Raw genomic sequence first — 23,862 nt, forward strand, 5'->3', positions numbered from 1 at the left:
CCAACACACACCGCCGAGCCGCACCGTTTCCGGCGCCACCCACCCGGGGCGTTTTCGTACCGTTCAATCCTAACCCGCCCGCTTTGCGGTGTCAAGTCCGGCTTGCCGCACTTTGTCCCGTTTCACAGACACACAACAACGCTTCCGGTAACCGGAAGGATGTCGTAGGGTATTCGGCAGGACGTCCGCTGCGGCTCGCTCTCGCGACCCGCGGGTCTCGTCCGTGTCCCTGCCGGCTGCTTACCTTACCCGCTCCTCCCTCAGCGTCCAAATCGAGGCCGCCGAGTTGGTTTCGGGCTTCCGGCAGGACAACCGCCGCGGCACGCTGTGCGCTCCGCTGTCTCGTCCGTTTCCCTGCCGGCCATCCACGTTACCCGGCTTGCCGATCTCCACCAAATCGATCACTCCCTTTGGTGAAGATCCGGTGTCCGCCAGGCGCCGTAGCGCGGCGCAAGGCCACGCGGCGCCCGGCGACATCGTCACATCGCGGTGAGCTCGACCCCGGCGAACGTGCGCTTTCCCTTGCGCAGCACCAGAAGCCCGCCGGCGAGCGCCCGCTCGGCCGGCACGGCCTCCTCGGCGTCGCTGACCCGCTCGTTGTTCACGTACGCCCCGCCCTCGGCCACCGTCCGGCGCGCCTCGTTGCGACTGCTGACCAGGCCCGCGGCGATGAACAGATCGGCCACGGTCGACCCGGCCGGCGCGCTGGCCAGCCCCGCCTCGCTCAGCGCGGCCCGCAGCGTCGACGCCGACAGCTCGGCGAGCTCGCCCCGGCCGAACAGCGCCTGGCTGGCCGCGATCACCTGGTCCGTCTCGTGGGCGCCGTGCACGATCCGGGTGACCTCCTCGGCGAGGCGCCGCTGCGCGATCCGGGCCTGCGGCCGGTCGGCGGTCTCCTTGTCGATCACGTCGATCTCCTCCCGCGAGAGGAACGTCAGCTGCCGCAGCAGTCCGCCGACGATCGCGTCCTCGAGGTTCACGAGGTACTGGTACAGCGCGTAGGGGCTGGTCATCCCCGCGTCCATCCAAAGGCTCCCGCCGCCGGTGGACTTGCCGAGCTTCTCCCCGGCGCTGTTGGTCAGCAGCGGGGTGGCGAGCAGGTGCACGGACTCGCCCTCCATCCGCCGGATCAGGTCGGTGCCGGCGGTCAGGTTGCCCCACTGGTCGCTGCCGCCCGTCTGCAGCCGGCACCCGTACCGCCGGAACAGCTCCAGGAAATCCATCCCCTGCAGGATCTGGTAGCTGAACTCGGTGTAGCTGATGCCGGCGTCGGAGTTGAGCCGGGCGCTCACGGCGTCCTTGGTGAGCATCTTGTTGACCCGGAAGTGCTTGCCGATGTCGCGCAGGAAGTCGATCGCGGACATCGGCGCGGTCCAGTCCAGGTTGTTCACGATCCGGGCCGCGTTGCTCCCGGTGAAGTCCAGGTAGGGCTCGATCTGGCCGCGGATCTTCTCGACCCACTCCGCGACCTGGTCGCGGGAGTGCAGCTGCCGCTCGGCGGACGGGCGCGGGTCACCGATCAGCCCGGTGGCGCCGCCGACGAGCGCGAGCGGGTTGTGCCCGGCCAACTGCAGCCGCCGCACGGTCAGCACCTGCAGCAGGTGCCCGATGTGCAGGCTCGGCGCGGTCGGGTCGAAGCCGCAGTAGTAGGTGATCGGGCCCTTCGCCATCTCGGCACGCAGTTCGTCGAGGTCGGTCGAGAGCGCGATCAGGCCCCGCCACTGCAGATCTTCCAGCACATCGGTCATTCCGCGATTCTCGCACCCGGGTCCGAGCGGCTCCCAACGCTTTGCCCGGCCGTTTGGTTGTGTCGATTTCCCAACGTCCCGCGGGGCCCCACGGATCGGACTCGATCTCTATAGTCGGACGGGACAGGCACTCGACGGGGGTGGGTGGTTCTGGTGGATTCGCTTGCGCTGCAACGGTTTCCGCTCATCGCGGTGCTCGCCGCGGCGACGGCCGGCCTGGTCGCCCAGGGCGGCTTCTACCTGCCGGGCCGGGCGCTCGTGACGGCCCTGGCGCTGGCCGCCGCCGCGCTGGCAGTGCGCGAGCACCTGGCAGCCGGGAAGCAGGCCCAGGTCCAGGAGCAGCCGAGGCGACGAACGCCGTGGAACCGCCCGACAGTCCTGCTCGCAGCCGCCGCCGGCGCCGTCGCGGCCTGGGCCCTGATCCGCGCCGCGACAGCCGGTGGCTGGCCCACGGCGGCCGGCGTCTGCGTCACCCTCGCCGTCGTCGTCGCCGCCGTCGCCGTCACCGGGCGCACCCGGGCCGACGAGCGGCGGTCGCTCGCCGACGCGCTCGTCGGCCTGGGTGTCCTGGTGGCGGTCACGGCGTGGGCGGGGGTGGCGTGGCGGATCGAGCGGTGGTCGGTGCTGGTCGAGACGAAGCTGTGGCGCGGCGCGTCCACCCTCACCTATCCCAACGCGGCGGCGGCCGTGCTGGCGGCGCTGGCCCTGCTCGCCCTCGCGTCACTGCTCGCGGACCCGGGCTCGACGTGGCGGGCCGTGGCGGCGTACCTGCTCCTGGTGGGCCTGGGCGCGACGCTGAGCCGGGCGGGCGTGCTGGCCTTCGCCGCGGGCGCGCTGCTGCTGCCCTTCGCGTCGGCAGCACGGGCAATGCTGCGCCACGTCGCGCCCGCCGGGCTGGGGGCGGCGGTCGCCCTGGCCGGGCTCGTCCCGTCGTTCCCCGCCGGTGGCGAGCCGGAGCCGCTGCCGGCCGTGGCGGCGCTGCTGATCGGCGGGCTGCTCGCGGTACACCTGCCACGTCTGCACGGACGAAGACTCCTCGCGGCATGGACGAGCCTGCTCGCCCTGGCGGCCGGGGCCGTGGCGTTCCCCGCGTCGCGTCCACTGCCGGCGCAGCTCGACGCGATCGCGGTGCGCCGCCTGACGCTGGACTCGATGGGCCGCGAAGGCGCGCTGCGCTCGGCCCTCGACCAGGTCGCCGCGCATCCGGTCCTCGGCACCGGGCCCGGGCTGGCGCGGTTCTTCTGGTCCGACTACGAGGGCAAGCTCGTGGCCAGCCGCTGGGTGCACAACGAGTACCTGCAGTGGCTCGTCGACTTCGGCGCCGTCGGCCTCGTGCTGCTCGGCGTGCTCGGCGCCGCCGTCGTGGTCGTGCTCCGGCGCGGCCGCCGCTCGGGCGCGCCCCATCTGCTGTGGACCGGCGCGGTGGCGGCGATCGCCGCCCTGGCCGTGCACAGCGCCTTCGACTTCCTGTGGGAGCTGGCGGTCGTCCCGCTGCTCTTCGGCGTGCTGGTGGGCATGGCCGGTCCGCTCCCCGGTGAAGAACCCGCACCATCACTCACAGGGGAGGAACAACCGCAATGAAGCTCACGAAGACCCACCTCGGGGCCGGCACGCTGGCCCTCGGCGCGGTGCTCGCGTTCGCCGTCCCGGCGGGCGCGGCGGTCAACCTGCAGTCGGAGTCCAACGGCAGCTCGTCGATCAAGATCGCCAAGACGGCGAACCTGAAGGCGAAGGGCGCGGCGACCGTCGTCACGGTGAAGGTGGGCTGCCCGGTGGGCGCCCGCTACCAGGTCGGCGTCGAGGTCGGCCAGGTCGTGAACGGCAACACCACCGCGCACGGCACGGCGTATCTCTACAACCAGGTCTGCACCGGCGCCGTCGAGAACGTCAAGCTGCACGTGCTCGCCGACGGCGCGCCGTTCAAGCCGGGCGTCGCCTACGCGGTCGGCTCGGCGGACATCAGCGGCCCGGCCGGCTACTGGAACCTCAACACCGGCCGCGAGATCGTCAACGTCAACAACTGACACAACGAGGGGGCGTCCCGGGGCCGTACCAGGTCCCGGGATGCCGTGTCCGGTGCCCAGTAGGGTGGGTGCATGGCGGTTGTGAAGATCAACGCGATCGAGGTCCCGGAGGGTGCGGGGCCGGAGCTGGAGCGGCGCTTCGCCGCGCGGCACGGCGCGGTGGAGGGCTCGCCCGGCTTCCTGGGCTTCGAGCTGCTGCGTCCGACGGCCGGCGAGACGCGGTATTTCGTCTACACCAAGTGGGAATCCGAGGAGCATTTCCAGGCCTGGGCCAACGGCCCGGCGAAGGAGGCGCACGCGGGCGAGCGGGCCAAGCCGGTGGCGTCCGGTTCGAGCCTGCTGGAGTTCGAGGTCGTGCAGTCCGCCGGCCCGCAGGACTGACGGTGGAGCGCTTCGTCCTGTTCCCGGGGCGCCACCATCTGCTGACCCGGTTCCAGGCGGAGTATCTGCGCGGCCTGGGCGGCACGGTGGTCTGGGCGGTGACGAGCGCCAATCACCAGAACACGAAGCGCAACCCGGTCGCCTACGACCGGCGGGAGGCCGCGATCGAGCGGTTCAGCGTCCAGGAGGGGCTGCGATCGCTGGTCGTGCCGGTGTTCGACACCGCACACACCGACCGGTTCGCCGAGGTCACCCTCAAGAGCGTCGAGTCGGCGCTGGGCATCCGCCTGGCGCCGCAGAACGCGCTCGTGGCGTGCTCGACGCCGGAGGTCGCTGCGCTGTACGAGGCGCTCGGCTTCGAGATCGCCGGCGTCGAGGCCGACCGTGACCCGGCACCGGCCCGGCCGTGGGACGTGCTGCTCATGCTCGCCGCGGGCGAATCCGCCTGGCGCGACCTCGCCCACCCGGCGACGCTCGACGTCTACGACCGGTATCGGCTCGGCGAGCAGGTCGCGCTCGTCGTCAACGACCCGGTGGTCGGCGAGGAGGGCGGGCTCACCACGACCCGCGACTACCGCACCTATGCCGAGGCGTTCGAGGCGAGCGCGGCGCGCAAGTGGGAGCTGGTGCGCCGGCACGTGCGGCCCGGCCGGATCGTCGACGTGGGCTGCGGCGCCGGGGCGGTGCTCGCCCTGGCCGACCGCGAGCCGGCGCTGCGTGAGAGCGACCTGATCGGCGTCGAGGTCGCCCGGCACCTCTACGAGGAGTGCGTGCACCGCAAGGCGCAGGGCTGGTTCAGCAACCCGAATGTGTATTTCTACTGCCGCAACGTGCTGGGTGGCGCGGTCTTCCCGAGCAGGTCGGTCGACACGACGCTGACGTTCGCGCTGACGCACGAGATCTGGTCGTATGGGCAGCGCCTCGACTCCCTGCGCGCGTTCGCGGCGGCGATCTACGAGCACACCGTGCCCGGCGGTGTCTGGATCAACTCCGACGTCTGCGGCCCGGACGGGCGGGACCGGCCGGTCCGGCTCGCCCTGCAGGGTGCCGCGGCGCCGGCGCCGTCGCTCGACGGGCTCACCCGCGAGCAGATCGCCGCGCTGGTCGAGGCTCTGCCGGTGCGGGCCCGCCTGGACCGGTTCGCGGCCGACTTCCACTTCCCGCTGCCGTTCACCGACCACGGCTCGTCCGTCGAGCTCGCCCTCGGCGACGCCATGGAGTTCCTCACCCACAAGGACTACCCCGACAACTGGCTGTCGGAGGCGCACGAGCAGTTCTGCGGGCTGGAGTTCGCCGACTGGAAGGCGCTGCTGACCGACGTAGGCTTCGAGATGGACGGGGCGTCCCACGCCTGGCGCAACGACTGGATCGTCGACCACCGCATCGCCTCCCTCGCCGAGCTGTCCACACTGGACGGCGCCCCGCTGGACTGGCCGGTGACCCACGTGCTCCTGGTCGCCCGGCGCCCGCTCAACACCTGAAAGGCAGCCGCCCATGGAAGCGTTGCAGTACGCCGAGTACGGCCCGTCGAGCGTCCTGCACGTCGTCGACGTGCCCGAGCCGACCGCCGGCCCCGGCCGCATCCGCATCGCGGTGCGCGCGGTCGGCGTCAACCCGTTCGACTGGAAGGTGCGTAGCGGCGCCTTCGGCGACACCACGCCGAGCCGCCTGCCCGTGATCCCCCACTCCGACGTCTCCGGGGTGGTCGACGAGGTGGGTCCCGGCGTCGACGGGGTCACCGACGGCGACGAGGTGTTCGGCGTGTCCGCCGCCGGCGGCGCGGCCGAGTTCGTGGAGCTGAAGGTCTGGCAGGCCAAGCCGGCCGGGATGTCGTTCGAGGAGGCCGCCGGCCTGCCCTCGGTCGTCGAGACGGCCGGCCGCGCCCTCGCGCTGCTCGGCCTGGAGAAGGGCCAGACGCTCGTCGTCAACGGCGCCGCCGGCGGCGTCGGCAGCGCGGCCACGCAGCTCGCGGTGGCCCGCGGCGCGACCGTCATCGGCACCGCGAGCGAGCGCAACCACGAGTACATCCGCTCCCTCGGCGGGCTCGCGGTCACCTACGGCCCCGGGCTCGCCGACCGGGTGCGGGCGCTCGCACCGCAGGGCGTCGACCTGGCGTTGGACACGGCCGGGCGGGGCGCGGTCGCCGAGCTGGTCACCCTGACCCCCACGCCGGCCGACGTGGTGAGCATCGCCGACTTCGACGCGCCGAAGCTGGGCGCGCGCGTGACGGACGGCTCGGAGGGCCGCTCCTGGACGGCGCTGCGCGAGGCCGCGGAGCTGTTCGAGCAGGGGCGCTTCCGGATGCCGGTGGAGGCGACGTTCCCGTTCGCCCGGGCGGCCGCCGCGCACGACCTGAGCGAGTCCGGTCACACCCGGGGCAAGATCATTCTGTTCCCGTAACCGGTTGCCGGGCCGCGACCGCGACCGCAGTCCGCTGCCGCGACCGAGTCCGCGACCGCAATCCGCCGCCGCGACCGGGTCCGCGGCCGCGACCGCAATCCGCCGCCGCGACCAGGTTCGCGGCCGCGACTCATTCCGCGGCCGCGACCGGCAGCGGCTCCGGCCGTTTGCAGGTCCGGCCGTCGCCGGACGAGCGCCCGACCAGGTGCCGCGCCGCCCACGGCAGCAGATGGCGGCGCACCCAGGCCAGCTCGGCGGCGACGGCCTGATGCCGCCGGCGTCGCACGGGCGCCGGCAGCGGGGCCGTCCACGAGTCGTCGAACCCGGGCAGCCCCAGCGTGTACGCCAGCGCCGCCCCGATCCGCTCATGCCCGGCCGCGTTGGCGTGCAGGCGGTCGTCGCTCCACAGCCGCGGGTCGGACGCCACCGGGTACGCACCGAGGTCGAGCAGCAGCGCCCCGCTCGCCGCGCTGGCCTCCCGGATCGCCACGTTGAGCGCGAGCACCCGGCCCCGCAGCGGCTTGGCGATCGGCATCACCGGCGCCGGGTCCGGCAGCGTGAACGTGAGGACGGTCGCGCCCTGCCCGACCAGCGCCGCCTGCATGGCCGCGAGGTCCCCGGCCACGGTCCCGACGTCGAACGAGGTCCGCAGGATGTCGTTCATCCCGGCGACCACGGTCGCCAGGTCGGGCCTGAGGTCGAGCGCCGGTCGGAGCTGCTCGGCCCTGATCCGGGCGGTGGTGCGGCCGCGGATCGCCAGGTTCGCGTACTCCAGCCCGCCCTGCGCCGCCGCCACGTGCTGGGCGAAGCGGTCGGCCCACCCCCGGTACCCACCGCGGCCGTCCGGGTCGTCCATGCCCTCGGTCGTCGAGTCGCCGATCGCGACGTACCGCCGGAATGTCATGCGCCACGCTCCGCATACGCCTCACGGGCGGCGATCAGCTCGCCCAGGTGCTCGTCCACCCACAGGCGGCAGGCATCCATCGCCGGGAAGAGGGACCGCCCGAGCGGCGTGATGGCATATTCGACGCGCAGGGGGATCCCGTCGTACCGCGTGCGCGTCACCATCCCGTCCCGCTCCAACGCCCGCAGCGTCTCGGCGAGCACCTTGGCCGACACCCGGTGCATCGGCACGCGCAGCTCGGAGAACCGCCGCGGCCCGTCCCGCAGGCAGGTGAGCACCATCCCGGCCCATTTGTCCCCGATCCGGAACGGCGTGACGCTGGACGGGCAGGCAGGGTCGAACAGGTCCCGTGGCAGAGGCTCGCGCACCCGCCGACGGTAGCGCACGCTGCGGTTACGTTGCGGTTACCGTGGTGGGGCCCACTACGGTCCCGGCATGACCTCGATCCTGTTGTACGGCGCGAACGGCCGAGCCGGCACCCAGATCCGCAGCGAGGCGGCCCGCCGCGGCCTCCAGGTGATCCCGGCGTCACGCACGGCCCCACCGCAGCCGGGCGCGGACGTCGCGATCCGCACGGTGTACGGCCCCGACTACGACGCCGTATACGTCGCCGGCACCCACCGCGTGCTGGCCGACCTGGAGCAGGCCGCCATCCCCCGCCTGTTGGTGGTGGGCCTGGCATCGACGCTGCGGGCGCCGGACGGCACGATGCTGTTCGAGTCCGCGGACTTCCCCGAGGAGTGGCGCCCCTTCAGCGAGGCCCGCGCGGCGGAGCTGGACGTCCTGCGCTCGTACGCCGGCCCGGTCGACTGGGCGGTCTGCACCCCACCGATGACGCTGGTGGCCGACGAGTCGGCCGGCTACACGTACGCGGAGCTGGCCAAGGCCCTCCTCGACGAGGCAACGACCCCGCACCACCACCGCGAGCAGTACGCGTTGGAGCCGTAGCCCCACCTCGCCATGATCGATGGAACGACCTGGCCGCCACGGCAACCAGCTGCGTCCATCGATCATGGCCGGGCCAGCACGCCGAACCCGGCCCGGACGGCACCGCCGAGCGGCAGGCGGCAGGCGTCCGGGCCGGGGGCGAGCGGCTAGACCGACTTCTGGTACGAGCGGAAGGTCCGGGTCGACAACCACAGCATCGCCGCGGCCAGCACGAGTAAGCCGCCGCCGGAGCGGGCCAGCGCCGGCCAGTCCACCGTCGTGGACATCGTGGCCCGTGCGGCTCGCAGCGCCCAGTTCACCGGGTTGCCGTCCGCCAGCGTGCGCATCCAGCCGGGCATCAGCGCCGGGGCCATGAAGGCCGACGACAGGAACGTCAGCGGCAGGAGGAGCAGCGTGTTGAGGCCGATGATGGTCTCGCGCTGGCGGACCAGCATGCCGACCGTGTTCGACAGGGCGCTGAAGATCGTGCCCAGCAGGGCCGCGGACAGGATCAGGAACACGCTGCCGAGCACGCCGCCCGGGAGGGAGGCGCCGGCCAGCAGGCCCAGCAGGATGATGATCACGGCCTGGACGGTCACGCTCAGGACCTGTTCGATCACGACCGCCGTGAGGATCGCGCCGCGGGAGACCGGGGTGCTCAGGAAGCGGTTCATGGTGCCGCGGTCGATCTCCTCCAGCACGCCCATGCCCGACCACATGCTCGACGAGATGGCCGTCATGACCACGACGCCGGGCACCAGGTAGTCGAGGTAGCTGCCGCCGCCGAAGCCGGGCAGCTCGACGATGCGCCGGAAGAGGTTGCCGAACAGGAACAGCCAGATCGCCGGCTGGATCAGCGTGATGAGCAGGAACGCGGGCTGCTGGACGAACACCTTGAGCCGGCGGGCGGTGAGGTGGACGAGGTTCATGCCGCCTCCGTGATCCGGTGGCCGGCGTGGCGCAGGTAGACGTCGTCGAGGCTGGGGCGGGCCACGGTCACCGTCGCCACCCGCAGGCCGGCCGCGTCGAGCGCGGCGAGCGCGGCCGGCACGGCGGCGGCACCGTCGTCGGCGCGGGCGGACAGCCGGGTGCCGTCGAGGGTGATCTCGCGCAGGCCGGGCACCCGCTCGGCGGCCGCCCGGGCGCGCCCGCCGTCGGTGCCGGCCTCCAGCTCCAGGTGCACGGCGTCGCCGCGCAGCTCGCCCTTGAGGGCGTCGGGCGGGCCTTCGGCGACGACCCGCCCGCCGTCGACGATGACGAGGCGGTCGGCCAGCCGATCGGCCTCGTCGAGATAGTGCGTGGTGAGCAGGACGGCCATGTCGTCGCCGGCGAGCCGGGCGATCTCGGCCCACAGCGCGGCGCGGCCCTCCGGGTCGAGGCCGGTCGTCGGCTCGTCGAGGAACAGCACCTCCGGGCGGTGGACGAGGCCCATGGCGACGTCGAGCCGGCGCTGCATGCCGCCGGACCAGTCGCGCACCACGCGGTGCTGGGCGTCGGCCAGCTCGAAGCGCCCGAGCAGCTCGTCGACGCGGCGGCGCAGCGGGGCGCCGCGCATCCCGAACAGGCGGCCCTGCAGGGTGAGGTTGTCCCGGCCGGTCGCGGCCGGGTCGGCACCCGAGCGCTGCGCGACGACGCCGATCACGCGCCGCACCCGGTCGGGCGCGGTGATGACGTCGTGGCCGCCGACCATGGCGGTGCCGCGGTCGGGCCGGGCAAGCGTGGTCAGGATCTTGACGGTCGTCGACTTGCCGGCGCCGTTGGGCCCGAGCAGGCCGAGCACCTCCCCGCGCTGGACGGTGAGCGAGAGGTGGTCGAGGGCGGTGACGCCCTTGGGGTAGGTCTTGACGAGGTCGTGCGCCGTGACGGCAGCAGCCATGGTGGGTCTCCGGTTCCCGAGCTGGGGACCGGACCGCGGGGGTTCGCTAAGCTGGTGGTTGCAGACACCTTGCGCCGTGCTCGTTCCCGCGGGCCGGTCGAGGGATTCTCTGGGCCCCGGCCGTGGTGTTCCCGCACCCCGGCCGGGGCTTTCTTCTCAGTTGGGTTGGCCGAACAGCAGCTCCCCCGTCTCGTGGTAGTGCCGCCACTCCGCCATGCCGGGCAGCGTGCCGGCCTTGAGCTCCGCCTGCAGGCCCATGAGCCAGTCACGCTCGGCCCGCTGCAGGGCCACCGAATACTCCGTCTCGATGAGGAAGATGCGGGGCACGTCGCGACCCCACTCCTCCAGCATCCCGGTGACGGTCCGGATCTCCGCGTCGAGCACGCCGATGCGCTCGTCGAGCAGCGACATCACCTCGTCGGGCGGGAGCACGCCGACGACGGACAGCGCCGCCTTGAGCCGCGGATACTCCGGCTCCGGCACGGCGAGGATCTCGCGGAGCCAGTCGGCCGCCTCGGCCCGCCCGGCTTCGGTGATCTGGTAGACGGTGCGCTCGGGGCGACGACCTTCCCGGGTCGTCTCCGCCGCCTCGATGAAGCCGTGCTTCTCGAGGTTCTGCACCACCGTGTAGAGCGAGCCCCACTGGATCTTGACGTCCTGCTCCTTGCCGCGACTGCGCATCTCGGCGGCCATCTCATACGGATGCATGGGCCGCCCGAAGAGGGTCGCGAGCACGTGGAGGCCGAGCAGGTTGCCGACCTTGCGTCGCTTGGCCACCCGCCCCACCTCCTACACGTCGCCGGATGCTCGCCGACGAGTATACGCCTACGAGGACCCGAGCGCGAACTCCTCGAACCGCTCGGCCACCCCGTCCAGGTCGTCCTGCTCGGCCGAGGTCACCCGCTCGCCCTCGGTGGTCTCGATCCGCCAGCGCCGCTGCGCCGGCACGAACGCCACCCGGATCGACGAACCGTCCTCCCGCCAGAGCACGGCCGACCGGTTGTCCTCGTGCAGCCGGCCGAGGAAGTCGCGGATGTCCGACCGGGTCGGATGGTGCGCGAGCGAGCCGTCCTCCGTGGCCATCCGCGGCACCGGGACGCGCAGCAGGCGCCGGGGCTGCCAGAGGGCCGCCGGCTGGTGCCGGCCCGGCCGCTGGAAACACAGCAGCTCGCACTCGTCGGCGAGCTTGTGCACGAAGGTGAGAATCTCCTCCGGGGTGCCGCCGAGCAGGCTCAGCAGCACGTAGCTCGCCGTGCCGCCGACCGGCCCGGCCCACCACCGGGGATCGACCCCGGCGAGCACCTCGCGGTGGAACCGCTCGACGCCGGGATCGGGCGCGGCCCACCCGTCATCACCGCGCCGAAGCGCTTCGTATCGGTCGACGCCCTGGTCAACCGTGATCGGTCGGGCCTCGTACCAGACACCAACCTCGATCAACTCCGCCATGGAAGACCACCGTACGGAACCGCCAGAAATTGACGCAACTCAGCCACGCACGGTGCCCGCACCATCACCCGAGCCGGGCGGTGACCGTTTCCACAAGCCCGGCCGCATCGGTCGTCGTCATCACGAACGCGCCCGCGCCGGGCGGCGCCAGCTCGACGGTCACCGTCGTCAGGGGCAGCATGGCCACCCGGCCCCAGTCGGTGGCCCGGCCGGCGGCCTCGGTGCGCGCCCCGGCGATGTCCGACCACTGGACGGTCACGGGCGCGTACCGCCGTCCGCCCGCGGACGAGCGGACCGCGACGAAGAGCCCGGCCTGCGTCGGCGTCACCCGGACGGGCAGCCCGCCGCCGAACCGGAACGCGGCGACGACGCCGAGGTCCCAGAGCCCGACGGCGTGGTCGAGGGGAACGTGCCCGGTCCAGGTCCGCACCCCGGCCCGGTGGGCGGCCCGCTGCCGTTCCCGGTCCCGCCACTGCGCCGCGAACACCGGGACGGCGACCGCGGCGACCGCGGCGGCGAACATGGCCATGGCTTGCCACCGGCCGAGCAGCGGCAGCCCGACCGGGACCGCGGCGGCGAGGACAAGCCACCCCGGACGTCCCCGACCAGACCCCACGAGTTCATGGTCCCTCACCACCACCGTGACGCGGGCCGCTCCGTGCGTCAGGATGGACCGTGCCCATCGCGCGTGCAGCATCAATCGCCCTGCTGGCGGCCGTTGCGCTCGCCGGCTGCGGCGGCGGTCAGCCGGCCGCCGCGCGCCTGCCGGTCGCCGCCTCGCCACTCCCAGTGACGGCGTCACCGACCCCGAGCGCGGCCCCGTCCCCGTCCCCGTCGACGAGCCCGTCGGCGACCGCGGTGCCGATCCCGGCCGGCGTCACCGCCGGCATCGTGATCTACGACCGGCAGGCCGGCACGTTCGTGCTGCAGCAGAAGGCCAGCTGGCGGTTCCGGTCGGCGTCGCTGGTCAAGCTGCTCATCGCGCTCGACTACTTCTGGAACAAGGGCCCGGACTACACGGTGCCGGCCGCGGACAAGCCGAAGCTCGACGTCATGCTGCGCAGCAGCGACGACGCGGCGGCGACCGCCCTGTGGAAGGCGAACGGCTCCCGCGAGGTGGTGACCCGGATGGTGCAGCGCCTCGGCCTGCAGGACACCGCGCCGCCACCGGTCAGCCAGCCGGGCTACTGGGGCTACACGGCGGTCAGCGCCGCGGATCTCGTCCGGGTGTACCGCTACCTCCTCGAACAGGCGCCGGCACCCGTCCGCGACTACATCATGGGCAACCTGCACGCGTCGACGAAGTGCGGCACCGACCGCTACGACCAGTCCTTCGGCATCCCGAGCGCCTTCCGCAGGCCGTGGTCGGCGAAGCAGGGCTGGTCGGGCTTCGGCGACGACCCGGACACCCCGTGCGCGGCCGGCGCGGCGGACAGCGGGTCCGACCCCGAGGTCGTGCCGGCCGCCGCGCCGAACAACCCGGACATGAGCGGCGAGGTCCTGCACACGACCGGCACCGTCGGCGAGGGCGACCGCTACCTGGTGGCGGTGCTGACCGTCCACCCCGACGGCACGAAGTTCGCGACCGCCGCGGCGACGCTTACGAAGATCGCAAGGTCCCTGCCGCTGCCGCAGGAGACAAAATCATGATTCCAGCAGTACCGCCGGAAGCCCGAACCGCTCGAAGAAGCCGGGCCCGAAGGTGGTGAACTCGGCGACCTTCCCGCCGGCCATCCGGACGACGTCGAGCTTGAACGCCCGGAACCGGTCGTCGCCGGGGGCCCGCAGGTAGCTGGCCGCGGCCGGGGTGCGGTTGGCGCTCGTCGGCACCAGGCGCCACTCGCCCATCCCGCTGTTGAACGCGCGGTCCAGCAGTCCCAGGAACGCATCGACCCCGAGGTACACCTGGGGAAGCGGCGGCATCGTGACGCGGATGTCCGCCCGCAGCAGCGCCACGGCCGCCTCGATGTCGGCGCGCTCATGAGCGTCGATGAGCTGGGCCAGCAGCCGGCGCTCGCTCTCGTCGGGCGCCTGCGGCTCGGCCGGCCGGGCGCTCCTGAGCGTCGCGCGGGCCCGCTGCAGGGCGCTGTTCGCCGAGGCGACGGAGAGCTCGAGCAGCTCGGCGGTCTCGGCGGCGGACCAGTCGAGCACGTCGCGCAGCAGCAGGACGGCGCGCTGCTTCGGCGGCAGGAGCTGGATCGCGGTGAGGTACGCCAGCTCGATCGTCTCCCGGGCGACCACCACCGCGTCGGGCTGCTCGTCGGACGGCGCCGCCCGGTCGAGGAGGTGGTCGGGATAAGGCTGCAACCAGGTCACCTCCTGCTCGCTCGGCGGGCGGCGGTCGTGCTTGCGGATGGCGTCGAGGCAGACGTTGGTGGCGATCCGGTACAGCCAGGCGCGCGGGTTGGTGCCCGGCTCGAACCGCTCCTGGTGCCGCCACGCGCGCAGGAACGTCTCCTGCACGGCGTCGTCGGCCTCCTCGAACGAGGCGAGCATGCGGTAGCAATGAACGTGCAGCTCACGGCGGTGGCGTTCGAAGAGTTCCCGGAAATCCACATCGGGGACGGTACTCGTGTAGATGTGGGGACGACGGCTCCGACCTGATGGTGTCCCTACGGTTCGTCGAAGGAGCGAAACGTGAAATACCTGCTGCTGATCCACATGAACCCCGACGTCTGGTCGACCCTGACGCAGGCCGACGTCGACGAGGTCATGGCCGGCCACGAGCGGTTCATCAAGACCATCACCGAGTCCGGTGAGATGCTCAGCACGCACGCGCTGGCCGAGCCGAAGGAGAGCGCCGTCGTGCGCATCCGTGGCGGTGCCGAGACCGTCACCGACGGGCCGTACGTCGAGGCAAAGGAGTTCATGGCCGGCTTCTACCTCGTCGAATGCGAGTCCAAGGAGCGGGCCACCGAGCTGGCGGCGATGATTCCGGACGCGAAGTGGAACGCGATCGAGGTTCGCCCGATCGTGTACTCCCAGGATGCGTGACGGTGCGTGATGGCGCCTGGCCGGTCCGTGCAGCAACGGACCGGCCGGGCGGCTTTTGTCGGTGGGGGCTCGTAGACTCGCGGCCGTGGATGCAGCAGCGGTCGAGGTCCTGCGGCGGGTGTTCGGTTACGACGCCTTCCGCGGCCAGCAGCAGGAGATCATCGAGCACGTCATCGCCGGCGGCGACGCGCTCGTGCTCATGCCGACCGGTGGCGGCAAGTCACTGTGCTACCAGATCCCGGCGCTCGTCCGCCCCGGCACCGCGGTCGTCGTCTCCCCGCTCATCGCCCTCATGCAGGACCAGGTCGACGCGCTGACCGAGCTGGGCGTGCAGGCCGGCTTCGTCAACTCCACGCTCGACTTCGACACCCGCCGCGTCATCGAGGCGCGGTTCGCCGCCGGCGAGCTGGACCTGCTCTACCTGGCGCCCGAGGCGCTCGCGTCCCAGTCGACGCTGCGGTTGCTGGAGCGGGGCCGGATCGCGCTGTTCGCCATCGACGAGGCCCACTGCGTCTCGCAGTGGGGCCACGACTTCCGGCCCGACTACCTCAACCTCAACCTGCTGCACGAGCGCTGGCCCGACGTGCCCCGCGTCGCGCTGACCGCGACCGCCACCACGGCGACGCACCGCGAGATCGCCACGCGGCTCGGCCTGGGCGAGGCGCGGCACTTCGTGTCGAGCTTCGACCGCCCCAACATTCAATACCGCATCGTGGCCAAGCAGGACCCGCGCCGCCAGCTGCTCGACCTGCTGCGCACCGAGCACCGCGGCGACGCCGGGATCGTCTACTGCCTCTCCCGCAACTCGGTGGAGAAGATCGCCGAGTTCCTCAAGGAGAACGGCATCCCCGCCCTGCCCTACCACGCCGGCCTCGACGCGGACCTGCGCGCCACCAACCAGTCCCGCTTCCTGCGCGAGGACGGGCTGGTCATGGTCGCGACGATCGCGTTCGGCATGGGCATCGACAAGCCCGACGTCCGGTTCGTCGCCCACCTCGACCTGCCGAAGTCCGTCGAGGGCTACTACCAGGAGACCGGCCGCGCGGGCCGCGACGGCCTGCCCTCCACGGCCTGGCTGGCCTACGGCCTGCAGGACGTCGTCCAGCAGCGCAAGCTCATCGAGGGCTCCGAGGGCGACGCCGCCCACCGCCGCAACCTCGGCGGCCACCTCGACGCCATGCTCGCTCTGTGCGAGACCGTCGAGTGCCGCCGGGTCCAGCTCCTCGCCTATTTCGGCGAGCAGAGCGCCCCGTGCGGCAACTGCGACACCTGCCTCGCCCCGCCGGAGTCCTGGGACGGCACGGTGGCCGCCCAGAAGCTCCTGTCGACCGTCTTCCGCCTGCACCGCGAGCGCAACCAGAAGTTCGGCGCCGGCCAGTGCATCGACATCCTGCTCGGCAAGAAGACCGACAAGGTCGTCCAGTGGCACCACGACGAGCTGACCGTCTTCGGCATCGGCGCCGACCTCCGCGAGGCCGAGTGGCGTGCCGTCATCCGCCAGCTCCTGGCCCAGGGCCTGCTGGCGGTCGAGGGCGACTACGGCACGCTGGTCCTCACCGATGCCAGCGGCGAGGTCCTCGGCCGCCGCCGCCAGGTCATGCTCCGCCGCGAGCCCGACCGCCCGGTCTCCCCGTCGAAGGCCGCGCGGGCCGCCAAGTCCCGCGCCGACGCCCCCGACCTCTCCCCCGAGGCCGCCGCGCTGTTCGAGCGGCTGCGCGCCTGGCGCGCGGCCACGGCCAAGGAGCAGAGCGTCCCGGCGTATGTCATCTTCCACGACGCCACGCTGCGCCAGATCGCCGCCGAGGCGCCCCGCACGCTGCCCGCGCTGGCCACGGTGAACGGCGTGGGCGAGAACAAGCTGGCCAAGTTCGGCCAGCAGATCCTCGACACGATCGCCGACGCCACGCCCTGACCGCCGCCACGGCACGCTCCAACCCGCGGCCGCGGTCGAGGTCCGGGCGGGATCGTGCCAGGCCGGAGGCGACATCGTGCGGGATCGTGCGGGCGGGATGGCGCCAGGCCGCACCGGGCCGGGCTGGCGCCGGGGTCGGGGTCGGGGTCGGGGCGGGCCGCAAGCACGAGCCGGGCCGGTCGCGCGTGCGGGCCGGACGTGCCCGCGCGGTCAGGCGGGCGCGCGGCGCCGAGCCCCGACCCACAGCCACCGAGGGTGACAAACGGACAGAGCCCAGCAGGTGCGGCCATCACTTGCGAAGGCGCGGCACGTGGCGGCGGTACGCGCTCACCGTCGGGTCGGCCGTCAGCCAGAAGCGCCACGGGAGGTCGTGGGCGCTCGCCACGCCCACCCGGGGGCCGGAGCTCACCGACGCCGGGTCGAGCGGGGTCGGTGGCGGGGACAGCAGCAACGGGCCGGTGCCGTCGACCACCGAGGTGCCGTTGGCGTCCTTGCCGATGCCGAGGGCCTGGACCAGGCGGGCCGGGCCGCGGGCCAGCTCGCGGGCCGAGGCGCCGGACCGGCGCTGCGACGCGAGCTGCGCGCCGGCGACGACCTCGCCGGCGCGCAGCAGGACCGCGGCCGCCTCGCCCTCGGCGCCGCACACGATGTTGAGGCACCAGTGGACGCCGAAGATGAAGTAGACGTACGCGTGCCCCGCCGGGCCGAACATCACCCGCGTGCGGGGCGTCGGGCCACGGTGGGCGTGGGACGCGGGGTCCTCACCGGTGCCCGCGTACGCCTCGACCTCGGTCAGCCGGACCGTCACCCCGTTGGCGGACAGGTGCCACCCCAGCAGCGTCCGGGCGGTGTCGGCGATCGCGGCCGCGGGTGCGCGCATCCAGGGGTACTCCACCGGGCAATCCGATCACAGGCGAAGCTCGGTCCGCAGCGGGGCCAGGGCGTTGGACCAGGCGACGAGCTGGTCGAGGGTCGCCGTGAGCGCGTCGTACTGGTGCGCGCCCGGGGTCAGCGTCGTGAACTGCTCGAAGTCGGTGTAGAAGGACAGCGCGACCTGCGAGCGGACGGTCGCCAGCTGCAACTCGGCCGCGATGAGCCGCAGGTGCTCGACGGCCCGCGCGCCGCCGGCCACGCCGTAGCTCACGAAGCCGGCCGCCTTGTTGTTCCACTCGGCGTACAGGTAGTCCAGCGCGTTCTTCAGCACGCCGCTCGTCGAGTGGTTGTACTCCGGGGTCACGAACACGTAGCCGTCGAACGCCGCGACCGCGGCTGACCACGACCGGGTGTGCTCGTTCGCGTACTGCCCGGCCGACGCCGGGACCGGCTCGTCCAGGTGCGGCAGGGGGTAGTCGGCCAGGTCGACGATCTCGAACGTCGCGTCGGTGCGCTTCGAGGCCTCCGCGTGCACCCAGTCCGCGACCTGCCGGCTGTACCGGCCGGGGCGGACGCTGCCGACGACGATGGCGATGTCGGTCATGGGAATCGCTCCTCACTGAGGGTCCGGTGGTGCTTGACGAACCGGTGAGCGACGGCGCGATACTGCAAATTCCCTATCGGAATTACGCACTTTGAGGTAACCGGCCATGACCGAGACGTGCCAGGACGACGAGCTGCGCGCGGTGCTGCGCGGGCTGCTCACCACCATCGGCGACAAGTGGACGCTCGCCGTCGTCGCCACGCTCGTGGGCGGGGCGCAGCGGTTCACCGCGATCCAGCGGGAGACCGACGGCATCTCGCACCGGATGCTCGCCAAGACGCTGCGCGACCTGGAGCGCGACGGGCTCGTGTCGCGGACCGCGCACGCCGAGACCCCGCCGCGGGTGGAGTACGCGCTGACGCCGCTGGGCCGCACGCTGCTCGACCCGGTCGACGGGCTCATCCGCTGGGTGGACGAGCACGGCCAGGCCGTGCTGCGCAATCGCGCTACGGCCGGATGAGCGCCAGCCGGCGCACCATCGCGTCGACCGCCTCCTCCACCGGCGGCCACGGGAAGCCCGGCACGAACTGGCGCATCACCACGGCGCCGTGCAGCGACGTCCACAGGGCGGTCGCGTCGGTGAACGGGTCGGTGCTGGCGGAGCGGCCGGTCTTCACGCAGGCGGCGAGCGCGTCGACCATCACCATGAACGACTCGGTGCGCCGGCGCCATTCCGGTGGGAGGTCGGCGAGGCTCTGCGCCGAGGTGATCACCGGGCGGTCGGCGCGGCGGCGGCCGAAGAGGACGGTGTACCGCGCGGGCTCGTCGAACCCGAACCGGACGTAGGCCCGGCAGCCGGCGAGCAGCGACTCGACCGGATCGTCGATCTCGGCGACGGTGTCGAGGACCAGCCGGCGGAGGCGCTCGTACGCGATGTCGAGCACGGCGTCGAGGATCGCCTCGCGGTCGGCGAAGTGCGCGTAGATCGACGGCGCGGCGATGCCGGCCTCGCGGGCGACCGAGCGCAGCGTGAGCGCATCCTCGTTGCCCTCGCGCTCCAGGATCCGCTCGGCCGCGGCGACGATCTCGTCGCGCAGCAGGCCGCCCTCACCACGACGGTTGCGGGTGCGGCCACCGCTGGCCGCACCCGGCGAGTCCGCTGTCATGCCATTCATCATGCCGTGCTGGCGGCGAGGGAAGCCTCGACGGGCGAGGGAGCCGGGACCGCAGCGGCGACCCGCGGGCGGACCAGGATGACCACCAGCGCCATCGCGAACGCGATCCCCGCCGCCACCAGCGCCCCGCGGTCCATCGCCGAGGTGAACGCCGCGTCCGCCGTCGACAGCACCCGCTCCGCCGCCGGCGCCGGGAGCTGTGCCGCCACCGCGTGGGCGGTCGGCAGGTCGGTGCCGGCCGGCCCGAGATCGGTACCGACGCCGGACCGGTAGGCCGAGGAGACGACCGTGCCGAGGACCGCGATGCCGAGCACCCCGCCGAGCTCCCGGATGACGCTGTTCAGCGCGCTCGCCATCGAGGTGAACTGCACCGGCACCGAGCCCGAGATCTGCAGGCTGGCCGGCGCCATCATCATCCCCATGCCGAGGCCGATCACGCCGGTACCGATGGCGATCTTCCAGAACGGCGTCGCGACCCCGGTGGTGGCCAGGTCCAGCAGGCCGGCCGTGGCCAGCAGCAGGCCGGCGGCGAGGGTGGCCCGCACGCCGATGCGGGCCGACAGCGGCGCCGACGTCGCCGAGGTGAGCGCCACGGCCACCGCGAACGGCATCGCGCCCAGGCCGGCGACCAGCGGGGTGAAGCCGTGGACGAGCTGGAGGTACTGCGACAGCTCGAACAGCGTCCCGAAGAGCACGAAGAAAACCACGGAGAGCGACAGCGCCGCGACGAGGAAGGTACGGTTGGCGAACAGGTCGAGCCGGACCAGCGGCGCGGCGGCGCGGCGCTGCCAGAGCACGAACCCGGCGGCGAGCCCGGCGGCCACCGCGAGCTCCCCCAGTGTCAGGGCGTCGGTCCAGCCCCGCGACGGCGCCTGGATGACGGCGTCGACCAGGGCGGCCACGGCCGCGGTGGAGAGCAGCGCCCCGAGGACGTCGAGCCGGCCGCTCGACACGGCGGGCACCGCGGGCACGAGGTACAGCACCGCGACGAGGGCCGCCGCGACCAGCGGCACGTTGATCCAGAACGCGCTGCTCCACGAGTAGTGCTCGAGCAGGGCACCGCCGGTGACCGGGCCGATGAGCACGCCGATGCCGGCGGCGGCCGACCAGGCACCGAACGCCTTCGGGCGCTCGGCCGGCGGGAAGATCCGGGTGATGATCGCCAGCGTCGCCGGCATGACGAACGCGGCGCCGAGGCCCATCACCGCGCGCCAGGCGATGAGCTGCCCGGGCGAGTCGGACAGCGCCGCGATCGCGGAGCCGCCGCCGAAGACCGCCAGGCCGCCGATGAGGGCCCGGCGCGAGCCGATCCGGGCGCCGATGGTGCCGGCGAGGATCAGCGCCGAGGCGAAGACCAGCGTGTACGCGTCGGTGATCCACTGCAGGTCGGCGGTGCCGGCGCGCAGGGCGTGGGCCAGGGACGGCAGGGCGGTGTTGAGGACGGAGTTGTCGAGGGTGACGGCGACGAGCGTCAGGCTCAGCACCGCCAGCGCGGCCCACCTGCGCGGGTACTCGGACATGACCGGGGCTCCTTACGGGCGTGTATTTACGCCCGTAAGGTTAGACCCGTCAGCTAACGCGTGTAAAGTCAGCCGAGCTCGATCCACGACGTGGCCGTCGTCACCTCCTCCAGCAGCTCCGGCACCGGCGTCACGCCGATCCCCGGGCCGGTCGGCACGGCCACGTGCCCGCCGTCGAGGACGAACGGGGTGGTGATGTCGCGGGTGTAGTACCGGGCGGAGGCGGAGGTGTCGCCGGGCAGCGTGAACCCGGGCAGCGCGGCGAGCGCGACGTTGGCGGCCCGGCCCAGCCCGGTCTCGAGCATCCCGCCGGCCCAGACCGGCACCCCGGCCGCGGCGCAGACGTCGTGGATGCGGCGGGCCTCCAGGTAGCCGCCGACCCGGCCGGGCTTCACGTTCACCACCGAGCAGGCGCCGAGCGCGATCGCGTCGGCCGCCGCGCGGGCCGAGGTGATCGACTCGTCGAGGCAGACCGGCGTGCGCACGACCTTGGCCAGCTCGGCGTGGCCGCGGATGTCGTCCTCGTCGAGCGGCTGCTCGATGAGCAGCAGGTCGAACGGGTCCAGCCGGGCGAGGTGGCGGGCGTCGCGCAGCGTGTACGCGGTGTTGGCGTCGACCTGCAGCAGCACCGCGTCGCCGAAGCGCTCGCGGACCGCCCGCACCGGCTCGACGTCCCAGCCCGGCTCGATCTTCAGCTTGATCCGCAGGTACCCCGCGTCGAGGTAGCCGGCGACCGCGTCGAGCAGCTCGCCGATCGAGTCCATGATGCCGACCGACACCCCGGCCGGGACGCGGTCCTTGACCGCCCCGAGGTACGTGCCGAGCGGCATCCCGGCCGCCCGCAGCTGGGCGTCGAGGACCGCGGTCAGCACGGCGGCCTTCGCCATCGGGTGGCCCTTGAAGCGGGCGAACCGCGCCTCGAGGATGTGCGCGTCGACGTCACCGGCGCCGATGACCGGGGCGAGATACCGCCGGATCACCTCGGCCGCACCGTCGACGTACTCGGCGGAGTAGAGCGGCGCCGCCATCGCGACGCACTCGCCCCACCCCTCGGCGTCGGTGGCGACCGCGCGCACCAGCAGCACGTCACGCTCCCGTTCGACCCCGAACGACGTGCGGAACGGCGCGACGAGCGGCATCGCGATGCGCCGCAGCTCCAGCCCGTTGAGTTTCACGACGGCCTCCGTAACAGGTAGCGCCCGTCGCGGGTGATGCCCTCGACGCGCCAGCCGCCGGCCAGCCGGTCGGCGAGCGCCGCGCGGACGGCATGCCGCCAGCGCAGCGCCAGCCCCGGGTCGTGCCCGCGCAGGGCCTCGACATCCTCCGGTACCGCCACCGAGATCTCCTCCTCGTCCATTGTGGATTCGACCGGTCCGCCGTCCGGACCGGCCGCCACCGCCGCCACCGCCCGCCCCGCGTCGACCTCGGCCGGTGACCCGTTCGCCGCGGCCACCACGTGGGGCGCGTCGAGGCGCCACTCCACGTAGAGGCGGTCGCTCAGGTCGCCGCGGTTGATGCCGTCGGTCATCACCCCGTAGAACTCCGGCAGGTAGCCGGTCACGGTCACACCGAGCTTCTGCAGGTTGAAGTACGCGTTGCGGAGGATGAGCGGATCGTACGTCCAGTGCACCTCGGCCACGCCGCGTTCCAGCGTCCAGGCGCGCTGATGCTGCTTGAGGGCGAAGCCGACGCCCTTGCCCAGCCGGCCCGGCGTCACCCCGGCGACGAACGAGTGCAGGTGTGCCCGGCCGTGCCGGAACCCGAAGAACCCCGTCGCCGCGCCGATGAGCTGGCCGTCGCGGTAGGCGCCGGCGACGTACTCGCCGGCGTGCGCGTAGGTGCGCAGCAGCGACGGCGCCGCGATCTCGGCCGGGTGGTCGGCCCGCCAGACCTGCTGCAGCAGCGCGGACGCCGCCTCGCACTCGTCCGGCGTGAACAGCTCGGCGACGATGACCCCGGCCCGCGCGGCGGCCTCGGCCGCGGCCTCCCGGGCGCTCATCGGCCGATCGCGCCGGCGAGCACGCTCACCAGGGCGGCCCGGTCCGGCAGGCTGGACAGCTCGATCCACTCGCCCTCGGCGTGGGCGTTGCCGCCGACCGCGCCGAGCCCGTCGAGCGTCGGCACGCCGATGCCGGCGGTGAGGTTGCCGTCGGAGCCGCCGCCGACCGCCTCGCCGACCAGCGGCGGCAGGCCCTGGCCGGCGGCCAGGCCCTGGGCGAGCGCGAACAGCGCGGCCGAGGCCGAGTCGGGCATGGCCGGCCGGGCCGGGCCGACCTCGACGTGCACCTCGGCGCCCGGCAGCACCGGGGTCAGCCGCCGTAACGCGGCGTCGACCCGGGCCAGCTCATCCGGGTCGAAGGAGCGCGCGTCGACGCTGACCCGGGCCGACGCGGGCACGGTGTTGCTGGTGGTGCCGGCGGTGGCGTCGGTCGGGGTGACGGTCGTGGTGCGCTCGGCGTCGCCGAGGGCAGCGATGCGGATGATCTGGTGGGCCAGCTCGACGCCGGCGTTGACGCCGAGGTGCGGGGCGATGCCGGCGTGCGCGGCCCGGCCGGCGACCCGCACGGTGTAGTGGGCGATCCCCTTGCGGGCCAGCTTGAGCCGCCCGCCGGCGCTGCCCTCCAGCACCAGCGCGCCGGCCGCGCCGCGGGCGGTGTCCTCGATGAGCGCCGTCGAGGTCGGCGAGCCGATCTCCTCGTCGCTGTTGGCCAGCACCGTGATCCCGTCGAGGTCGCCGCCGAGCGCGGCGAGGGCGTGGAACAGCATGACCAGGCCGGCCTTCATGTCCACCACGCCCGGCCCGGTGGCCCGGTCACCCTCGGCGGTGAACGGCCAGCGGGCCAGCGTGCCGATCGGCCAGACGGTGTCGAAGTGGCCGATGAGCACGACGCGGGGCGTGCCGGACCCGAACCGCCAGCGCAGGTGCGGCCGGCCGCCGACCACGAGCCGCTCGGGCGCCTCCCCGGTGCACCGCCGCCCCAGCTCGGCCACCACGTCGGCGCAGCGGGCGAGGGCGTCGACGTCGGCGGAGGGCGACTCGACGTGGACCAGCTCGGCGAGGTCGTCCAGCATCACCGGGGCAGCGGACCGCAGCTTCCGCAAGGCGCTCATAGTGCCACCGTAGCCGTTGGGTAGTGT

General features: G+C 73.2%; 26 protein-coding genes. 10 read left to right on the forward strand and 16 right to left on the reverse strand.

Annotated features, from left to right (window positions below):
- Nucleotides 1–479: 479 nt before the first annotated feature.
- The gene (tyrS, locus tag IEZ31_RS28655; protein WP_190253116.1) at nt 480–1,748 is read right to left on the reverse strand and encodes a tyrosine--tRNA ligase; all 1,269 of its coding nucleotides are present in this window, start codon (nt 1,746–1,748) and stop codon (nt 480–482) included.
- A gap of 153 nt (nt 1,749–1,901) precedes the next feature.
- Here tyrS and IEZ31_RS28660 point away from each other — a divergent pair, with 153 nt between their 5' ends.
- The 5 genes from IEZ31_RS28660 to IEZ31_RS28680 all read left to right on the forward strand — a co-directional run bounded on the left by IEZ31_RS28660 (nt 1,902) and on the right by IEZ31_RS28680 (nt 6,553).
- Complete coding sequence (locus IEZ31_RS28660; RefSeq protein ID WP_190253117.1) at nt 1,902–3,329, forward strand: O-antigen ligase family protein; 1,428 nt, start codon at nt 1,902–1,904, stop codon at nt 3,327–3,329.
- Nucleotides 3,326–3,772, forward strand: a complete 447-nt coding sequence (locus tag IEZ31_RS28665; protein WP_190253118.1) for a hypothetical protein — start codon at nt 3,326–3,328, stop codon at nt 3,770–3,772. The genes IEZ31_RS28660 and IEZ31_RS28665 overlap by 4 nt, the downstream gene beginning before the upstream one ends.
- Before the next feature lie 72 nt (nt 3,773–3,844).
- Entirely contained in the window at nt 3,845–4,153 is a 309-nt protein-coding gene (locus IEZ31_RS28670; RefSeq protein ID WP_190253119.1) for an antibiotic biosynthesis monooxygenase family protein, read from the forward strand.
- Between the two features lie 2 nt (nt 4,154–4,155).
- Complete coding sequence (locus IEZ31_RS28675; protein WP_229835932.1) at nt 4,156–5,634, forward strand: class I SAM-dependent methyltransferase; 1,479 nt, start codon at nt 4,156–4,158, stop codon at nt 5,632–5,634.
- A 13-nt stretch (nt 5,635–5,647) separates the two neighbouring features.
- Nucleotides 5,648–6,553, forward strand: a complete 906-nt coding sequence (locus tag IEZ31_RS28680; protein WP_190253120.1) for an NADP-dependent oxidoreductase — start codon at nt 5,648–5,650, stop codon at nt 6,551–6,553.
- Between the two features lie 130 nt (nt 6,554–6,683).
- Here the strand turns inward: IEZ31_RS28680 and IEZ31_RS28685 are convergent, their stop codons facing one another.
- Nucleotides 6,684–7,457 carry an SGNH/GDSL hydrolase family protein gene (locus IEZ31_RS28685; RefSeq protein WP_190253121.1) on the reverse strand — a complete coding sequence of 258 codons (774 nt, stop codon included), beginning with the start codon at nt 7,455–7,457 and terminating at the stop codon, nt 6,684–6,686.
- Complete coding sequence (locus IEZ31_RS28690) at nt 7,454–7,825, reverse strand: winged helix-turn-helix transcriptional regulator (protein ID WP_190253122.1); 372 nt, start codon at nt 7,823–7,825, stop codon at nt 7,454–7,456. The genes IEZ31_RS28685 and IEZ31_RS28690 overlap by 4 nt, the downstream gene beginning before the upstream one ends.
- 67 nt (nt 7,826–7,892) lie before the next feature.
- Here IEZ31_RS28690 and IEZ31_RS28695 point away from each other — a divergent pair, with 67 nt between their 5' ends.
- Nucleotides 7,893–8,405, forward strand: a complete 513-nt coding sequence (locus IEZ31_RS28695; RefSeq protein WP_190253123.1) for an NAD(P)-dependent oxidoreductase — start codon at nt 7,893–7,895, stop codon at nt 8,403–8,405.
- Between the two features lie 146 nt (nt 8,406–8,551).
- Here the strand turns inward: IEZ31_RS28695 and IEZ31_RS28700 are convergent, their stop codons facing one another.
- From IEZ31_RS28700 to IEZ31_RS28720, 5 genes are all read right to left on the reverse strand, one after another.
- The gene (locus tag IEZ31_RS28700) at nt 8,552–9,313 is read right to left on the reverse strand and encodes an ABC transporter permease (RefSeq protein WP_190253124.1); all 762 of its coding nucleotides are present in this window, start codon (nt 9,311–9,313) and stop codon (nt 8,552–8,554) included.
- Nucleotides 9,310–10,260, reverse strand: a complete 951-nt coding sequence (locus tag IEZ31_RS28705; RefSeq protein WP_190253125.1) for an ABC transporter ATP-binding protein — start codon at nt 10,258–10,260, stop codon at nt 9,310–9,312. Before IEZ31_RS28705 ends, IEZ31_RS28700 begins: the two co-directional genes overlap by 4 nt.
- A 156-nt stretch (nt 10,261–10,416) precedes the next feature.
- Entirely contained in the window at nt 10,417–11,037 is a 621-nt protein-coding gene (locus IEZ31_RS28710; protein WP_190253126.1) for a PadR family transcriptional regulator, read from the reverse strand.
- Between the two features lie 48 nt (nt 11,038–11,085).
- Nucleotides 11,086–11,706 (reverse strand): hypothetical protein, encoded by a 621-nt coding sequence (locus IEZ31_RS28715; protein ID WP_190253127.1) that lies wholly within the window; start codon nt 11,704–11,706, stop codon nt 11,086–11,088.
- A 64-nt stretch (nt 11,707–11,770) separates the two neighbouring features.
- Nucleotides 11,771–12,322: a hypothetical protein gene (locus tag IEZ31_RS28720; RefSeq protein WP_190253128.1), complete on the reverse strand. Its 552-nt coding sequence runs from the start codon at nt 12,320–12,322 to the stop codon at nt 11,771–11,773.
- A 59-nt stretch (nt 12,323–12,381) separates the two neighbouring features.
- On the opposite strand from IEZ31_RS28720, the gene IEZ31_RS28725 reads away from it, so the two are divergent.
- Nucleotides 12,382–13,356, forward strand: coding sequence for a hypothetical protein (locus IEZ31_RS28725; RefSeq protein ID WP_190253129.1), 975 nt, complete (start codon nt 12,382–12,384; stop codon nt 13,354–13,356).
- On the opposite strand, the gene IEZ31_RS28730 is transcribed toward IEZ31_RS28725, so the two are convergent.
- Entirely contained in the window at nt 13,351–14,262 is a 912-nt protein-coding gene (locus IEZ31_RS28730; protein WP_229835933.1) for an RNA polymerase subunit sigma-70, read from the reverse strand. The genes IEZ31_RS28725 and IEZ31_RS28730 overlap by 6 nt on opposite strands.
- Nucleotides 14,263–14,343: 81 nt before the next feature.
- Between IEZ31_RS28730 and IEZ31_RS28735 the strand changes: the two genes are divergently transcribed.
- Both IEZ31_RS28735 and recQ read left to right on the forward strand, forming a co-directional pair.
- Nucleotides 14,344–14,700: a YciI family protein gene (locus tag IEZ31_RS28735; protein WP_190253130.1), complete on the forward strand. Its 357-nt coding sequence runs from the start codon at nt 14,344–14,346 to the stop codon at nt 14,698–14,700.
- Nucleotides 14,701–14,785: 85 nt separating this feature from the next.
- Complete coding sequence (recQ, locus tag IEZ31_RS28740) at nt 14,786–16,612, forward strand: DNA helicase RecQ (protein WP_229835934.1); 1,827 nt, start codon at nt 14,786–14,788, stop codon at nt 16,610–16,612.
- Nucleotides 16,613–16,901: 289 nt separating this feature from the next.
- Here recQ and IEZ31_RS28745 read toward each other — a convergent pair whose 3' ends face one another.
- Together IEZ31_RS28745 and IEZ31_RS28750 are read right to left on the reverse strand one after the other, a co-directional pair.
- Entirely contained in the window at nt 16,902–17,492 is a 591-nt protein-coding gene (locus IEZ31_RS28745; RefSeq protein WP_190253212.1) for a DNA-3-methyladenine glycosylase, read from the reverse strand.
- A 27-nt stretch (nt 17,493–17,519) separates the two neighbouring features.
- Nucleotides 17,520–18,089, reverse strand: a complete 570-nt coding sequence (locus IEZ31_RS28750) for an NADPH-dependent FMN reductase (protein ID WP_190253132.1) — start codon at nt 18,087–18,089, stop codon at nt 17,520–17,522.
- Between the two features lie 106 nt (nt 18,090–18,195).
- On the opposite strand from IEZ31_RS28750, the gene IEZ31_RS28755 reads away from it, so the two are divergent.
- Complete coding sequence (locus tag IEZ31_RS28755) at nt 18,196–18,549, forward strand: winged helix-turn-helix transcriptional regulator (RefSeq protein WP_190253133.1); 354 nt, start codon at nt 18,196–18,198, stop codon at nt 18,547–18,549.
- Here the strand turns inward: IEZ31_RS28755 and IEZ31_RS28760 are convergent.
- The 5 genes from IEZ31_RS28760 to IEZ31_RS28780 all read right to left on the reverse strand — a co-directional run bounded on the left by IEZ31_RS28760 (nt 18,536) and on the right by IEZ31_RS28780 (nt 23,835).
- Nucleotides 18,536–19,195 (reverse strand): TetR/AcrR family transcriptional regulator, encoded by a 660-nt coding sequence (locus IEZ31_RS28760; protein WP_229835935.1) that lies wholly within the window; start codon nt 19,193–19,195, stop codon nt 18,536–18,538. The two genes, IEZ31_RS28755 and IEZ31_RS28760, sit on opposite strands and share 14 nt — an antisense overlap.
- An 8-nt stretch (nt 19,196–19,203) precedes the next feature.
- Nucleotides 19,204–20,724 carry an MFS transporter gene (locus IEZ31_RS28765; protein ID WP_190253134.1) on the reverse strand — a complete coding sequence of 507 codons (1,521 nt, stop codon included), beginning with the start codon at nt 20,722–20,724 and terminating at the stop codon, nt 19,204–19,206.
- 68 nt (nt 20,725–20,792) lie between these two features.
- The gene (menC, locus tag IEZ31_RS28770; RefSeq protein WP_190253135.1) at nt 20,793–21,899 is read right to left on the reverse strand and encodes an o-succinylbenzoate synthase; all 1,107 of its coding nucleotides are present in this window, start codon (nt 21,897–21,899) and stop codon (nt 20,793–20,795) included.
- Nucleotides 21,896–22,723, reverse strand: coding sequence for a GNAT family N-acetyltransferase (locus IEZ31_RS28775; protein ID WP_190253136.1), 828 nt, complete (start codon nt 22,721–22,723; stop codon nt 21,896–21,898). The genes menC and IEZ31_RS28775 overlap by 4 nt, the downstream gene beginning before the upstream one ends.
- Nucleotides 22,720–23,835 carry a M20 family metallopeptidase gene (locus tag IEZ31_RS28780; protein WP_190253137.1) on the reverse strand — a complete coding sequence of 372 codons (1,116 nt, stop codon included), beginning with the start codon at nt 23,833–23,835 and terminating at the stop codon, nt 22,720–22,722. The genes IEZ31_RS28775 and IEZ31_RS28780 overlap by 4 nt, the downstream gene beginning before the upstream one ends.
- Between the last annotated feature and the right edge of the window lie 27 nt (nt 23,836–23,862).

It is taken from the genome of Dactylosporangium sucinum, assembly GCF_014647515.1.
Taxonomy (GTDB): domain Bacteria; phylum Actinomycetota; class Actinomycetes; order Mycobacteriales; family Micromonosporaceae; genus Dactylosporangium; species Dactylosporangium sucinum.